The sequence below is a fragment of the Shinella sumterensis genome (genome assembly GCF_004514425.2).
In the GTDB taxonomy this organism is placed as follows: Bacteria; Pseudomonadota; Alphaproteobacteria; order Rhizobiales; family Rhizobiaceae; genus Shinella; species Shinella sumterensis.
In genome coordinates, this window is sequence record NZ_MYFN02000017.1 from 68,431 (window position 1) to 83,051 (window position 14,621).

Here is a 14,621-nt window from a genome sequence, read left to right on the forward strand (position 1 = left end):
ATCATGGATCACGCGGTCGACCTGCCGGTCTGGGCAGCGATTCTCGTCTCGTTCTTTCTCGTCGTCGGCTCGGGTCTGACGCTGATCGGCACGATCGGTTTCTCGCGCCTGCCGTCCTTCTACGAGCGCATCCATGCGCCGACGCTCGGCACCAGCTGGGGGACCGGCGGCATCGTGATGGCCTCGATGATCTTCTTCACCGTGCTTGCCACGCGGCCGGTCATCCACGAAATCCTGATCGGCATTTTCGTGACCGTCACGACACCGGTCACCTTGATGCTGCTCGCCCGTGCCGCCCTTCACCGGGACAGGGCAGAGGGCAATCCGGATGTGCTGGCCGAAGTGTCCCCGGACGAACCGAAAAGCGGCCCCGCCCTCGGCGAGTGAGGCGGGGTTATCCCATAGAATTTTTTGCATTCGATCCACCCGCGGCAACCCGCGGAGGATCACGCCCATGCGCCCTTTTGAAGCGCTAGGACGACGCTCCGAAACGGGATCGTGATAAGGATTCTGCGCCACTCCAAAGACATTGTTAACCTTCATTTCCTAACCATCTACGCATCCCTATCGGCAATGATCGTCGAGTGTGCAGGTTCATGCGTATTTCCAGAACAAACTTCTATCCTATCCTCGAATCTGAAACGGAAGCCGACGAGAACGCGTCGGATTTCTTTCATGAAGGCAATGGTTTGGCCGAAGAGGCCGCACCGGAAGAAGCCTGGATCACGCAAGAGCCGCCGGTGGCGAACGACGATACCTATCGTCCGCGCTTCCGCTCGCCTGCGCTGCGCGGCTACGATCCCGGCCAGTATGCCGACGGAAGCTGGGAGAGCCACTTCTATCTGGCGCCCAATGTCCGCTTTACACGGACGCCTGACAAGGTCTCCGCAAAGACCGAGGAGGCCGCCGCCGAAGCCGCCGCGATTACCGAATCGGTCATCGAACCCCAACCCGAGGTGATCGTCGAACCCGCTGCCGAATTGCAGTCGACCCAGCTTTCGCAGGCCGAACTGCTTCAGCGCCTGCGTGAAGCGCTCGATGAACGGCGCCGCCGCTTCGAGGCACAGCAGGCGCCGGAGAGTGTTCCCGCCGATCCCGTCCCCCAATTCGTCCAGGCGGTCGTGGCCGCCAAGACCCATGAAATACCGGAAGATGCCGCTGTCGTGTTCAAACCTGAAAGTCCCATTCGTTCTCCCTTCCTCGCGCGCAAGCCCGCACCGGCCGCTGAGGCAGCGCCGGCCGTAAAGCCCGACATCCGCGCCGCCATAGAGCGCTTTGCCCATCTCTCCGACCATGCCTTCTTCGAGACCATGACGCCGGGCGAGGAGCTTGTCGCCGCACCCGTCGTCATGCCCATTCCGGTGCGCCCAGCCGTCTCCGTCGTGCGCATGTCGCTGCCGGTCGCCGAGCCGGTCGTTGCGAAGCCCCTTGTCGTTGCGGAACAGAAGGCCGGACCGGCCTCCATCACCTCGCTCTTCCGCGTCGTCGAATGCCGCCCGGCATCCGGCCGAAAGCCGGAGACACAGATCGTAACGGCGCCAAGTGTGGCGGACGTGGAACCGGTGGCCGCTGTCCAGCCGGTGGCAGAAGCCATTCAGGAGATTGTGCCCGCTGCCGTCCAGATCCCGCAGGTGCCCGTCGCGGTTACCCCTGTTGCGGCGGCCGAACCTGTTCGTGAAGCCCCGTCTTCGGTGCTCTCGCGCGCGCGCCCGTTCGAGGTGACCATGGCGACGCCCATGGGCGGCACCTACGAGTACCCGCCGCGCGAACTCTTGCAGGAGCCGCCGCGCACCGTCGGTTTCGTGCTGACCCAGGAACAGCTCGAACAGAATGCCGGCCTTCTCGAAAGCGTTCTGGAAGATTTCGGCGTTCGCGGCGAGATCATCCATGTCCGTCCCGGTCCGGTCGTCACGCTCTATGAATTCGAGCCTGCACCGGGTGTCAAATCATCGCGCGTCATCGGTCTTGCCGACGATATCGCACGCTCCATGTCGGCGCTTTCGGCCCGTGTGGCGGTCGTGCCCGGCCGCAACGTCATCGGCATCGAACTGCCGAACACGACACGCGAGACCGTGTATTTCCGCGAAATGATCGACTCGCCCGATTTCGCCAAGACCGGCTTCAAGCTGCCGATCTGCCTGGGCAAGACGATCGGCGGGGAACCCGTCATCGCCGAACTCGCGAAGATGCCGCACCTGCTCGTGGCCGGCACGACGGGCTCCGGCAAGTCCGTCGCCATCAACACCATGATCCTCTCGCTGCTCTACCGGTTCCGTCCGGAAGAATGCCGCCTGATCATGGTCGATCCGAAGATGCTGGAACTGTCGATCTATGACGGCATTCCGCACCTGCTGACCCCGGTCGTTACCGATCCCAAGAAGGCCGTCATGGCGCTGAAATGGGCCGTGCGTGAGATGGAGGACCGTTATCGCAAGATGTCGCGCCTGGGCGTGCGCAACATCGACGGTTACAACAACCGTGTCGCCGCTGCCCGTGACAAGGGCGAGACCATCTCGATCAGCGTCCAGACCGGCTTCGACAAGGGGACCGGCGAGGCGATCAACGAGGAACAGGAACTCTCCCTCGAGCCGATGCCCTACATCGTCGTCATCGTCGACGAGATGGCCGACCTCATGATGGTTGCCGGCAAGGAAATCGAAGGCGCCATCCAGCGGCTCGCCCAGATGGCGCGTGCCGCCGGCATTCACCTGATCATGGCGACGCAGCGTCCTTCGGTCGATGTCATCACCGGCACGATCAAGGCGAACTTCCCCACCCGTATCTCCTTCCAGGTGACGTCGAAGATCGACAGCCGCACGATCCTTGGCGAGCAGGGTGCCGAACAGCTTCTCGGCCAGGGCGACATGCTGCACATGGCCGGCGGAGGTCGCATTTCCCGCGTGCACGGTCCCTTCGTCTCCGACGAGGAAGTCGAGAAGGTCGTGCTGCACCTCAAGGCGCAGGGGCGTCCCGAATATCTCGAGACGGTCACGGCCGGTGAGGAAGACGAAGAGGAAGAAAAGCCCGCGGCCGGTGGCGCCGTCTTCGACAAGGGCGACATCGCAGCAGAGGATGGCGACGATCTCTACGAGAAGGCCGTCAAGGTCGTGATGCGGGATCGCAAGTGCTCGACATCCTACATCCAGCGCCGGCTGGCCATCGGTTACAACCGCGCAGCTTCCCTCGTGGAGCGCATGGAGAAGGAAGGCCTCGTCGGCGCCGCCAACCATGTCGGCAAACGCGAGATCATCAGCGGGGAACGCAACGCGGTCGCTCCGCCAGAGATGGGCGACGACGACTGAGAGCGTTCGCCGGGCGATTGCTCCGAGATCGGGCAATAGTCCTACTTATTTGAATTGCCGATCTTTTTTGGATCCGGCCCGTACAAGCGGGCCGGATTTTTATGGTCCGGCCAGGAAAATTCGAAGCCGTCCCCGATTTAATCGATTTGGCTTCCGGCGCGGTCCCGAGCGGCTGTTGCATCTGCCTGACGATGTGTGAATAGTGCCGCCGACCCCGATACCATGCATCCAAGGGAGGACAGGAATGGCCTTGATCACCATGCGGCAACTGCTCGATCACGCAGCGGAGAACGACTACGCACTGCCCGCATTCAACGTAAACAACCTGGAATACATCCAGGCAGTCATGCGCGCGGCGGATGCGACGGATTCTCCCGTGATCCTGCAGGCGAGCCGCGGTGCGCGCTCCTATGCGGGCGATGCCTTCCTGCGCCACCTCATTCTCGGCGCGGCCGAGGAGTATCCGCACATTCCCGTTTGCCTGCATCTCGACCATGGCGACCAGCCCTCCACCTGCATTTCCGCCATCACCAACGGCTTCACCTCCGTCATGATGGACGGCTCGCTGCTGGCCGACGGCAAGTCGATCGCGAGCTACGAATACAATGTCGACGTCACGGCCGAGGTCGTGAAGATCGCGCATGCGGCCGGTGTTTCGGTCGAAGGCGAGCTTGGCTGTCTCGGCAATCTGGAAACGGGCGCCGGCGAGAAGGAAGACGGCCACGGCTTCGAAGGCAAGCTGACGCGCGAGGAACTGCTGACCGACCCCGACCAGGCTCTGGACTTCGTTTCCAAGACCGGTGTCGATGCGCTTGCCGTCGCCATCGGCACGAGCCATGGCGCCTACAAGTTCACCCGCGCGCCGGATGGCGACATCCTGTCGATCGAGACCATTGCCAAGATCCACGCCAAGCTGCCGAACACGCATCTCGTCATGCACGGCTCGTCTTCGGTCCCGCAAGACTTGCAGGACCTGTTCACCGAATATGGCGGCGAGATGAAGCAGACATGGGGCGTCCCCGTCGCCGAAATCCAGAAGGCGATCCCGCTCGGGGTGCGCAAGGTCAATATCGACACGGACCTGCGTCTCGCCATGACCGGCACGATCCGCAAGAACTTCAAGGAAAAGCCGGAGAACTTCGACCCGCGCACCTACCTGAAGCCGGCGACGGCCCGCATGCAGGAGGTCTGCCGCGAGCGCTTCGAGGCCTTCCGCACGGCCGGCAAGGCGTCCGGCATTCGCGTCAAGCGCCTGCCGGAGATGGCGAAATTCTACGCGGCAAGCTAAGCCGTCGTCACCACCATTCGCGCCCTCCCGGCTCCCAGCCGGGAGGGTTTTGATTTGACGCTGCAAGCCGCAGGAATTCGTTGCGAGGCGCCGCACGTCCTCGTAAAAGATGGCGCAATCCAGTTGGAAGCGGACCATTGCGACAGCGTGGCCGGTGCGAGGACGACATGAGCGTGGAACGGGCCCTGACAATTGCAGACCTCAAGGAACAGGCGCGTCGAAGGGTGCCGAAGATGTTCTTCGACTATGCGGACTCCGGCGCCTGGACCGAGAGCACATACCGTGCCAACGAAGAGGATTTCCGCAAGATCAAGCTGCGCCAGCGCGTGCTGGTCGACATGACCAACCGCTCGCTCGCAAGCGAGATGATCGGCGAGAAGGTGTCGATGCCGGTCGCCATCGCGCCCACCGGCTTCACCGGCATGCAGCATGCCGACGGTGAGATGCTGGCCGCGCAGGCGGCGGAGGAGTTCGGCGTTCCCTTCACGCTTTCCACCATGAGCATCTGCTCGATCGAGGACGTGCGCTCCGTCACGTCCAAGCCGTTCTGGTTCCAGCTCTATGTAATGCGGGACCGCGACTTCGTCCTGAGCTTGATCGACCGCGCCAAGGCGGCCGGTTGCTCGGCTCTCGTCCTGACGCTCGATCTCCAGATCCTCGGCCAGCGGCACAAGGATCTGCGCAACGGCCTGTCCGCTCCGCCGCGCTTCACGCCCAAGCACGTCTGGCAGATGATGACCCGACCGTTCTGGTGCCTCGACATGCTCGGCACCAAACGCCGCACCTTCGGCAACATCGTCGGCCATGCCAAGGGCGTGGGCGACCTCTCGTCGCTTTCGTCCTGGACGTCGGAGCAGTTCGATCCGCAACTGTCCTGGAAGGACATCGAATGGATCCGCGACCAGTGGGGCGGCAAGCTCATCCTGAAGGGCATTCTGGATGAAGAAGATGCGCGCATGTCGCTCGGCAGCGGTGCGGATGCCATCATCGTCTCCAACCACGGCGGACGACAACTCGACGGCGCGGCCTCATCGATCAGCATGCTGCCGCGCATCGTCGATGCCGTCGGCAACCAGATGGAAGTCCATCTCGATGGCGGCATCCGCTCCGGCCAGGACGTGCTGAAGGCACTTTGCTACGGCGCCAAGGGCACCTATATCGGCCGCCCCTTCCTTTACGGGCTCGGCGCGGGCGGCAAAGCCGGCGTGCGGCGCTCGCTTGAAATCATCCGCCGTGAGCTCGACACCACCATGGCGCTGTGCGGCGAGCGCGACGTGAAGAACCTCTCGCGCGACAACCTGCACAGGGACGCTTGACGCAGGACTGGCAAGTTCGGGCGGTTCGTGCGAGAATAGCGCCATGAGCAAAGGTAATGCCATATCGAAGGACCTCGATCGCCGCATCGATGCGCTTGCTGCGCGCTCCTCGCTGACGCGTGGTCAGATCATTGAGGACGCACTCGCACATGGTCGTTCGCTCGCCTGGCAGGAAAAGTGGATCGAAGGTGTCGAGGCGGGCCTTGCGGACGCTGACCGGGGCGATTTCGTAAGTGAAGACGAGATCGCGATTGTCCTCAGCAAATATGAACCTTGACGGACGCCGTGACGCGCGTTGTCTGGACCCGTCGCTATCTTCGTGAGCTGGAAGTGATCGGAGATTATATCGCCGAGCGCAATCCCAGGGCAGCGGCAAAGGTCACGGCCAATATCCATCTCCGGACGAAGCGGCTATTGGCGGACAATCCCTTTATTGGACGTGTCGGTGAAATCGAAGGCACCCGGGAGCTTGTCGTTCCGGGTACGCCCTATATCGTCGCGTATCGTGTTCTGGAGACTCGCGTCGAGGTACTCTTCGTGCAGCACGGCGCGCGCGAATGGCCGGAAATCCTGTAACCGTCAGCTGCTCCCAAAGCCTTGCAGCACATTCACCGCGTTGAGGCCGAGTGCGCCGGTCGCATAGCCGCCTTCCATGACGAAAAGCGTCGGCAGGCCGAAATCGGCAATGCGGCGGCCGATCGTCAGGAAGTGATCGCTCTCCAGCTTGAACTGCGAGATGGGGTCGTCCTTGAACGCGTCGACGCCCAGCGAGATGACAAGCGCTGACGGTTCGTAAGCGCGGATTTTCTCGTGTGCATCCTCGAAAGCCGCCTGCCACTGCGGCCAGGGCGTGCCGGCGGGCAGGGGATAGTTCAGGTTATAACCTTCGCCCTTGCCTGCGCCGCGCTCGCGGGCATAGCCGAGATGGAACGGGAATTCGAAATCCGGGTCGCCGTGCAGGCTCGCCAGCAGCACGTCATCGCGGTCGTAGAAGATTTCCTGCGTGCCGTTGCCGTGGTGATAATCCACATCGAAGATCGCGACGCGGGCGTGGCCATTGTCGAGAAAGCGCTGGGCGGCGATGGCGGCATTGTTGAGGTAGCAATAGCCGCCGAAGAAGTCGCGTCCCGCATGGTGGCCGGGCGGGCGGCAGAGCGAGAAGGCGGCGCGCTCGCCGGAGAGCACGGCGTCCGCGCCGGCCAGCGCCGTGTCGGCGGCGCGTTTCGCCGCCTGCCAGGTCGTCTCGGTGATCGATCCGGCCATGTCGAAGGAGTAGTAGGACAGCCGTGCATCGAGACCGGAGGGCGGTGTGTCGATGGCCGGCATGGAGCGATGGCGCCAGCTATAGGGCCAGACCTCGCCGTCGCGTCCCGCCGCGCGCCACTCGGCAAAGACGTTTTCCAGGAAATCCACATAGTCGGGCGTGTGAATGCGCTCGATGACAGCGCGCTCATAGCTCGGCGGCTCGATGACCGGGCCGAGCCCGACCTCCTTCACGCGCCGAAGCACGATCTCCGCGCGTTCCGGCATTTCGAAGGTTTCCACGATGCGGCCGAAGGACAGCTCCATGCCGCTGTGATGCAGGTGATGGTCGGCGGTGTAGAAGGTTTTCATGGTCAGACGATTTCACCGTAGAATGTGCGTTCCAGCGCGGTCACTTCGTTGGCGAAGCGGCGGTATTCGGCGCGCTTGAGCGCGAGGAAGACATGGTGCAGACGCTCGCCGAGCGCTTCCCTGAGGAAGACGGAGCGGCTCGCCGTCTCGATAGCGCCGCGCCAGTCCGGCGACAGTGCGTCGCCGGAGCCCTCGGCATAGGCCGTCGTTTCCGGGCCGGGATCGGCCTTGGCAAGGATGCCTTTGCGCATGCCGGCCAGCACCGTCGCGCCCACGAGATAGGGATTGGAATCTATGCCGGCGGCGCGCTGCTCGAGATGGCGACCGGCGGGCGAGCCGGCGGGAATGCGCACGGCGACGCTGCGATTGTTCGTGCCCCAGGTCGGGGTCGTCGGCGCGTAGCTCTGCGCGGAAAAACGACGCCACGAGTTGAAGTGCGGCGCGAAGACGAGCATGGATTCCTCCATCGTCTCCAGCAGGCCCGCCACCGCATGCCTCAAGAGAGGCGACAGAGCTTCCCCGTGATCGGCAAACAGGTTCTCGCCGGCGGCGCCCCCAAGGCTGGCATGGACATGCATGCCGGAGCCCGCCCGGCCGGCGAACGGCTTGGCCATGAAGCAGGCCATCATGCCGTGGCGCACGGCGAGCGCCCGGATGAGGCGCTTCAGCATGGCAAGGTCGTCAGCCGCCCGCAGCGCGCTACCATGGCGAAGCGTCAGCTCGAACTGGCCCTGCGCATATTCCGAGATCATCGTCTCGACAGGCAGGCCCTGTGCTTCAGCGCCGCGATAGACGGCGTCGATGAAGGGTTCCAGCCGGTCGAGCTCGGAGACGCCGTAGACCTGGATGCCGTCCGGCCGCTCACCCGTGAGCGGCAGGCGCAGTGGCTGGAAATTGCCGTCCGGCGTCCGCTCGCGGTCCAGCAGGTAGAATTCCAGCTCATAGGCGAGCACGGGATGGAAGCCGTCCGCCTCCAGCAACCCGACCTGCCGGGCCAGCGCATGGCGCGGGTCGGCATCCATCGGCGTGCCGTCCAGTTCATAAAGCGCCAGCCGCACTTCGCCGCGTGGCGGCGAGGTCCAGGGCAGGGGCACCAGCGAGCCGGCAACCGGCCAGGCGCGGCGGTCTGCGTCGCCGTCCGACCAGACGAGGCCGGTTTCCTCGACGTCCTCGCCGGTGACGTCGAGACCGAGAATGGAGCCCGGCAGGTGACGTCCGGAGCGGAAGATCGGCAACAGTTCATGCCGCCGGATGATCTTGCCGCGCGCGATGCCGTTGAGGTCGATCAGGACGAGATCGAAGGCGGTGATTTCCGGATGGGCGGCCAGAAACGCCTCGGCTTCGGAAAGATCGGCGGCCGAGGCCGGACGGGTGGCGAGGTCACGGCTCACGCGGCGGCCCTCCGCTCGGCAAGCCGCCCAATCACGGTCGAGAATGCGTCGACGAGACCGTCTGCCTGTTTCTCGGACAAGGCAGGGCTCACCAGCACCATGTTGTGGAACGGGGTCAGCAGGTAGCCGAGGTTCAGCATGGAAAGATGCAGCGCGGCCTCGATCGTGTCGGAGGCCGCAGCCCGCGCTTCCGCGGCGTTTTTCACCGGTACAGCGGAGAAGACGACCTCCAGACGCGCGCCGACGCGCGAGACCGTCCAGTCGAGACCGGCGGCGGCGATGGCGGCCTTGAAGCCGGCCTCAATGCGATCGGCATTGGCCTGCATCTTCGCATAGGCGTCTTCAGTCATGACGTGTTCCAGGCAAGCGCGCAGGCAGGCGAGCTGGAGGGCGCTGCCGGACAGCGTCGTGCCGATGCCGGAATGGCCATGCCCGCTCTGTTCGCGCCGGATGACATGCAGCCTGTCCGAAATGGCCTGCGTCATGCCCCAGACGCTGACCGGCACACCACCGCCGATCGGCTTGCCCATGACGATGAGATCAGGCTCCAGGCCGTGCACCTTCGTATAGCCGCCAAGCCCGGTGGAGATGGTGTGCGTCTCGTCGATGAGAAGCAGCGTGCCGGCATCGCGGGTGAGGCGGCGCAACGCATCGTGGAAGCCCGGCGCGGGCGGGATCATGCCGCAGTTGGTCATGACCGGTTCGGCGAGCACGCAGGCAATGTCGTTGGCGGCAAGCGCCTTCGCAAGAGCAGCTTCGTCGTTGAAGGGAATGGAGACGGTGAGTTCTCCGAGGTCGCGGACCTGCCCGAGCAGGTTTCGCCGCGAGATGGTCTTGCCGTCGACGAGATCGACCAGCGTATCGTCCACTGCGCCATGGTAGCAGCCGTCGAAAACGAGCAGCTTGGCGCGGCCCGTGACAGCACGGGCGACGCGGATCGCAAAGCGGTTGGCATCGCTCGCCGTCGCGCCAAGCTGCCAGCGCGGCAGGCCGAAACGCTCGACCAGCAGGCGGCCGACTACCTGCGCGTCAGACGAGGGCAGCATGGTCGTGAGGCCACGCGTTCCGGCGTTCTTCAGCGCCTCCAGAACGGGGGCAGGGCCGTGACCGAACATGGCACCGGTATCGCCGAGGCAGACGTCGACGATGCGGTTGCCGTCGAGATCGACGAGTTCGACACCGCTTGCCTGGTCCACGACGAGGGGAAAGGGTGTGGGCCAATCGAGCATCCAGTGCTGCGGCACGCCGTCAAAGAAGCCCGATGTCGCCTCGTCGTGGGCCGCCGCGCAGCGCGGACGCCTTGCCCGAAAAACCTCCGCTTCCGCCTCGATGAGCGCACGTGCGCGCGCCTCCAGGTTCGCCCTCTCCATCCCGTTCTCCAGCAGGTTCGTCAAAAATGTGATCACATATTGGTTGATGTGATTTCAAGTGTCAAACGGCAAGATGGCCGACGGGCAACATCCGTTGGAAACCATGCGGCGAAGGGCGCAATTGATATTTCGCCGTTTCCAGGCAGAATGCCGATACGGATGGAGGGAGGCGGAAAATGCTCGAGCATGCTCTGCTTTACGATGCGCAGGGCCAGCCACTCTTGAGCGGCCGGCTGAACGCGTCCCGTGATTGGTCAGAGGTCAACGCGTTCTGCCACCGCGTCTACATGCCACTGGCGACGCGGCCGCTCGTCGCCGGCTCCGATCCCAACGCCACCTTGCGCACCCTGTCGATCGGCCGGATCGTGCTCAGCCGCTTCTGCTTCGGCGTTCCGACGCGGGCGGACGAGTTCGATCCGTCGTCGGGCAACATCATCGTGGTCAACACCATGCGCGGCGGGGTGCGCCATCCGCTCACGGACGGTACGGGTATCGACACCGTTGCGGGAGACAGCTACGTCGTCGATTGCAGCCGCACCGATTACTGGAACATCGCCAACGGCGACGACCTGCAGTTCAACCTGACCATCCCGCACAAGCTGATGGAGGAAACCGCGCAGCGATGGTACGGCTTCGTGCCCGAGGACGACCTTTGGAAGAAACGGCTGGTTTTCGGCCGTGGCCATTCCCCCTGGCTCTCCCTTCTCGACTACGCGACCCTGTCCGTCGATGCGCAGAACAACCGCATTTCCAGCCCGCTCATCGAAAAGCGGATCGAGGAAACTCTCTGCCTGGAGCTGCTGCGCGGCTGGGCAGAGTGCTCGGGTCTCAATCTCGAGACGGGGGCCCGCAGCGCCGCACCCCGTTATGTGCGCGAAGCGGAGCGGTTGATGGAGGAGAGGGCGCATGAGGCGCCATCCGTCGCGGACATTGCCGCGCAACTCGGCATTTCCACCCGCAGCCTTTCGGAGGGGTTTCGGCGGTTTCGCGGCGTGACGCCGCATGAGTACCTCACCGCGCGACGCCTCGACGGCTTGCGCAAGGCGCTGGAAGAGGCGCCTCCCGGCCAGACGGTTTCGTCCATTGCCGGGGCGAGGGGATATGTGAACCTCACCGCGATGACGGCCTTCTACCGGCAGCGCTTCGGCGAAACGCCATCCCAGACATTGCGCAACCGCTTCTCGCGTCTCTAGCGGCGCGCCGGCACGATATCCCAACCGTTTCCCACCGGACATGCGGCCGCCGATCCGTTTCGGCAGCCGATTTGGGCGCGTTTGGCCGATTGCTTCCGATTTCGATGCGCGGATTCCCGAATGGATCAGGCTTCGCTCTGATTGCCGTCCCGTCCTCGTCTAGATTGCGCTTGGGTGCCCGTGGGGCGCCTCACCATCCGGACAGGAGACGGGTTTGTGTGATCTTTGCAAAACCATGCTGAGGGGCGCGCCCCCGCGGGAGGATTTGATGAAAGCGCTTGTTTATTACGGCCCAGGGAAAAAGGATTGGGTCGAAAAGCCGAAGCCGGTCATTCAGGAGGCCACGGATGTCATCGTGAAGATCACGAAGACGACCATCTGCGGCAGTGACCTGCACATTCTCAAGGGCGATGTGCCCAGCGTCGGCGAAGGGCGCACGCTCGGCCATGAAGGGGTCGGCATCGTCGATGACGTCGGCAGCGCGGTGCGCAATTTCCGCAAGGGCGATCCGGTGCTGATCTCCTGCATCACCTCGTGCGGGTCCTGCCCGAACTGCAAGCGCCAGCTCTATTCCCATTGCGACGACGGCGGCTGGCAGCTCGGCAACACCGTGGATGGAACCCAGGCCGAATATGTCCGCATCCGCCATGGCGACAACTCGCTCTATCCGGTTCCCGACGGCGCAGACGAGGAAGCGCTCGTCATGCTCTCGGACATCCTGCCGACCGGTCTTGAAATCGGCGTGCAGGCGGGCGGCGTGAAGCCGGGCGATGCGATCGCCATCGTCGGCGCGGGACCGGTCGGCATGTCCGCACTTCTGACGGCGCAGTTCTATTCGCCGGGCAGGATCGTGATGATCGATATGGATCCGGCGCGCCTGGCGCTCGCTCGCCAGTTCGGCGCCACCGACACGATCCAGGTCGGCGAGGAAGACGCGGCGTCGCGCATCATGGACCTGACCGGCGGCCAGGGTGTTGATGTGGCCATTGAGGCCGTCGGCGTGCCCGCGACCTTCGACATCTGCCAAAAGATCGTCTCGGCCGGCGGCAAGATCGCCAATGTCGGCGTTCACGGCAAGCCGGTGGAACTCCACATCGAGGATCTCTGGATCAAGAATATCAACATCTCGATGGGCCTCGTCAACACCAACACGACGCCGATGCTGCTGAAGACCGTGAAGGCCGGAAAGTTCGACCCCGGCAAGCTCATCACGCACCGCTTCCGTCTCGACCAGATCCTCGACGCCTACGACGTGTTCGGCAACGCTGCCCGCGAAAAGGCCATGAAAGTCATTCTCGCCGCGTAATACGAGTATGACGACGCCCGCCGGCACCGCTTAGATGCTGGCGGGCTGGTCGCCGCCCGCTACGCTCGTCGTTTGACAAGGCCAGTTTGTTCCATAATTCAGATTACGCGATCTTTTTTTGTAGCCGCAAAGTTGAAGTGTCCTGATTCTGCAAAGTTGGAATGTCACACTCCCCGGGCCTGAACGATGCCTGGGAGATTGCAGATGGGATTGATAGCGATGAGCGAGCGCGATCTGCAACGGATCGAGACTTTGTCGAAGGTGGTTGCCGGCCGGATGACCACGGTATCGGCGGCGCATGTGCTTGATCTGAGCGAGCGCCAGGTGCGCCGGCTGCTGGAGCGCATGCGGACTGGCGGCGCGGCTTCGATCCGGCACAAGGCAATCGGTCGGCCCTCGAACAACCGGATCAGCGACGAGGTTCGCGATTATGCGATGACGCTGGTTCGCGAACGCTATGCGGATTTCGGACCGACATTGGCGACGGAGAAGCTGGCCGAGCGCGATGGACTGCGTGTATCGCGCGAGACGGTGCGCAGCTGGATGGCTGATGCCAGCCTCTGGCTGTCGCGCAAGCACGGCTCGGAGCATCGCTGGTTCGAGGATCGCGGACCGTCTTGCTCGCTGCTGGTATTTGTCGACGATGCGACCGGCAGGTTGATGCAGCTGCGCTTCGTGCGCTCCGAAAGTGCCTTCACCTATTTCGAGGCATTGGAGCTGTATCTCAAGCGTCATGGCGCGCCGGTTGCCTTCTATTCGGACAAGCATTCAGTGTTCCGGGTGGCGAAGAAGGATGCCAGGGGTGGTCAGGGCATGACCCAGTTCGGGCGTGCGCTCTGCGAGCTGAACATCGAGATTCTCTGTGCAAATTCGAGCCAGGCCAAGGGGCGGGTCGAGCGGATGAACCGGACGCTGCAGGATCGCCTGGTCAAGGAGCTCAGGCTTTCTGGCATCGACAGCATGGAGGCGGGCAATGCGTTCTTGCCGGGCTTCATAGAGGACTACAACGCGCGTTTTGCAATCGTCCCTGCCCGTCCCGACGATCTGCATCGGCCGCTGAATCTGGCGCCGGATCGGTTGACTGAGATCCTGTGCAAGCGCGAGCAGCGCTATGTCGGATCGCAGCTGACGTTTTCGTTCGAGCGCAAGCGGATCATGCTGGAGGAGACCGCGGTGACGCGTGGCCTGGTTGGCCGTTATGTCGAGACCTATGCCTATGCGGACGGTCGGCTGGATGTGCGTCGGCCGATCAGGCCGCCATGGCCTTGCGAAGGTTTTCGTCGATCTTGTCGAGGAAGCCGGTGGTGGAGAGCCAAGGCTGGTCGGGGCCGATGAGGAGCGCGAGATCCTTGGTCATGAAGCCGGATTCGACGGTCTCGACGCAGACCTTCTCCAGCGTTTCGGAGAACTTCGCCAGTTCCGCATTGCCATCCAGCTTGGCGCGGTGGGCAAGGCCACGCGTCCAGGCGAAGATCGAGGCGATCGAGTTGGTCGAGGTTTCCTCGCCCTTCTGGTGCTGGCGGTAGTGACGGGTCACCGTGCCGTGCGCGGCTTCGGCTTCCACCGTCTTGCCGTCGGGCGTCATGAGGACCGAGGTCATCAGGCCGAGCGAGCCGAAGCCCTGCGCCACGATGTCGGACTGCACGTCGCCGTCGTAGTTCTTGCACGCCCAGACGTAACCGCCGGACCATTTCAGCGCCGAAGCGACCATGTCGTCGATCAGGCGGTGTTCGTACCAGATCTTGGCTTCCTTGAACTTCTCGGCGAATTCGGCGTCGAAGACCTGCTGGAAGATATCCTTGAAGCGGCCGTCATAGACCTTGAGGATGGTGTTCTTGGTC

At 63.6% G+C, this 14,621-nt stretch carries 12 protein-coding genes and 1 pseudogene; 9 read left to right on the plus strand and 4 right to left on the minus strand.

Annotated elements, in window-relative coordinates:
- Positions 1-3 precede the first annotated feature (3 nt).
- The 6 genes from mnhG to B5M41_RS23440 all read left to right on the plus strand — a co-directional run bounded on the left by mnhG (position 4) and on the right by B5M41_RS23440 (position 6,482).
- On the plus strand, positions 4-387 hold the full coding sequence (mnhG, locus tag B5M41_RS23415) for a monovalent cation/H(+) antiporter subunit G (RefSeq protein WP_134652453.1): 384 nt from the start codon (positions 4-6) through the stop codon (positions 385-387).
- 209 nt (positions 388-596) lie between these two features.
- Complete coding sequence (locus B5M41_RS23420) at positions 597-3,302, plus strand: DNA translocase FtsK (RefSeq protein WP_134652428.1); 2,706 nt, start codon at positions 597-599, stop codon at positions 3,300-3,302.
- A 244-nt stretch (positions 3,303-3,546) separates the two neighbouring features.
- On the plus strand, positions 3,547-4,590 hold the full coding sequence (gene fba / locus B5M41_RS23425) for a class II fructose-bisphosphate aldolase (protein WP_134652426.1): 1,044 nt from the start codon (positions 3,547-3,549) through the stop codon (positions 4,588-4,590).
- Positions 4,591-4,763: 173 nt separating this feature from the next.
- Positions 4,764-5,906, plus strand: a complete 1,143-nt coding sequence (locus tag B5M41_RS23430) for an alpha-hydroxy acid oxidase (RefSeq protein WP_134652451.1) — start codon at positions 4,764-4,766, stop codon at positions 5,904-5,906.
- Positions 5,907-5,949: 43 nt separating this feature from the next.
- On the plus strand, positions 5,950-6,183 hold the full coding sequence (locus B5M41_RS23435) for a CopG family ribbon-helix-helix protein (RefSeq protein WP_134652424.1): 234 nt from the start codon (positions 5,950-5,952) through the stop codon (positions 6,181-6,183).
- Complete coding sequence (locus tag B5M41_RS23440) at positions 6,180-6,482, plus strand: type II toxin-antitoxin system RelE/ParE family toxin (protein ID WP_202402436.1); 303 nt, start codon at positions 6,180-6,182, stop codon at positions 6,480-6,482. Before B5M41_RS23435 ends, B5M41_RS23440 begins: the two co-directional genes overlap by 4 nt.
- Before the next feature lie 3 nt (positions 6,483-6,485).
- Here the strand turns inward: B5M41_RS23440 and B5M41_RS23445 are convergent, their stop codons facing one another.
- The 3 genes from B5M41_RS23445 to B5M41_RS23455 are packed head-to-tail and all read right to left on the minus strand — an operon-like array spanning position 6,486 to position 10,281.
- Entirely contained in the window at positions 6,486-7,520 is a 1,035-nt protein-coding gene (locus B5M41_RS23445) for a histone deacetylase family protein (protein WP_134652422.1), read from the minus strand.
- 2 nt (positions 7,521-7,522) lie between these two features.
- On the minus strand, positions 7,523-8,911 hold the full coding sequence (locus tag B5M41_RS23450) for a glutamine synthetase family protein (protein ID WP_134652420.1): 1,389 nt from the start codon (positions 8,909-8,911) through the stop codon (positions 7,523-7,525).
- On the minus strand, positions 8,908-10,281 hold the full coding sequence (locus B5M41_RS23455) for a transaminase (RefSeq protein ID WP_134652418.1): 1,374 nt from the start codon (positions 10,279-10,281) through the stop codon (positions 8,908-8,910). The genes B5M41_RS23450 and B5M41_RS23455 overlap by 4 nt, the downstream gene beginning before the upstream one ends.
- A gap of 176 nt (positions 10,282-10,457) precedes the next feature.
- Between B5M41_RS23455 and B5M41_RS23460 the strand changes: the two genes are divergently transcribed.
- The 3 genes and pseudogenes from B5M41_RS23460 to B5M41_RS23470 all read left to right on the plus strand — a co-directional run.
- Complete coding sequence (locus B5M41_RS23460; RefSeq protein WP_134652416.1) at positions 10,458-11,474, plus strand: AraC family transcriptional regulator; 1,017 nt, start codon at positions 10,458-10,460, stop codon at positions 11,472-11,474.
- Positions 11,475-11,742: 268 nt separating this feature from the next.
- Entirely contained in the window at positions 11,743-12,780 is a 1,038-nt protein-coding gene (locus B5M41_RS23465; protein ID WP_134652414.1) for a zinc-dependent alcohol dehydrogenase family protein, read from the plus strand.
- A 204-nt stretch (positions 12,781-12,984) separates the two neighbouring features.
- A pseudogene (locus B5M41_RS23470) lies at positions 12,985-14,022 on the plus strand (ISNCY family transposase); the annotation flags it as partial.
- A 7-nt stretch (positions 14,023-14,029) separates the two neighbouring features.
- On the opposite strand, the gene B5M41_RS23475 reads toward B5M41_RS23470, so the two are convergent.
- A partial coding sequence (locus tag B5M41_RS23475) for an NADP-dependent isocitrate dehydrogenase (protein ID WP_230640016.1) occupies positions 14,030-14,621 on the minus strand: 592 nt, incomplete at its 5' end.

Bases quoted from the DNA above. Each gene is read 5' to 3' on its own strand.
- mnhG (WP_134652453.1), top strand. From the start codon at position 4: ATGGATCACGCGGTCGACCTGCCGGTCTGGGCAGCGATTCTCGTCTCG.
- B5M41_RS23420 (WP_134652428.1), top strand. From the start codon at position 597: ATGCGTATTTCCAGAACAAACTTCTATCCTATCCTCGAATCTGAAACG.
- fba (WP_134652426.1), top strand. From the start codon at position 3,547: ATGGCCTTGATCACCATGCGGCAACTGCTCGATCACGCAGCGGAGAAC.
- B5M41_RS23435 (WP_134652424.1), top strand. From the start codon at position 5,950: ATGAGCAAAGGTAATGCCATATCGAAGGACCTCGATCGCCGCATCGAT.
- B5M41_RS23445 (WP_134652422.1), bottom strand. From the start codon at position 7,520: ATGAAAACCTTCTACACCGCCGACCATCACCTGCATCACAGCGGCATG.
- B5M41_RS23455 (WP_134652418.1), bottom strand. From the start codon at position 10,281: ATGGAGAGGGCGAACCTGGAGGCGCGCGCACGTGCGCTCATCGAGGCG.
- B5M41_RS23460 (WP_134652416.1), top strand. From the start codon at position 10,458: ATGCTCGAGCATGCTCTGCTTTACGATGCGCAGGGCCAGCCACTCTTG.
- B5M41_RS23465 (WP_134652414.1), top strand. From the start codon at position 11,743: ATGAAAGCGCTTGTTTATTACGGCCCAGGGAAAAAGGATTGGGTCGAA.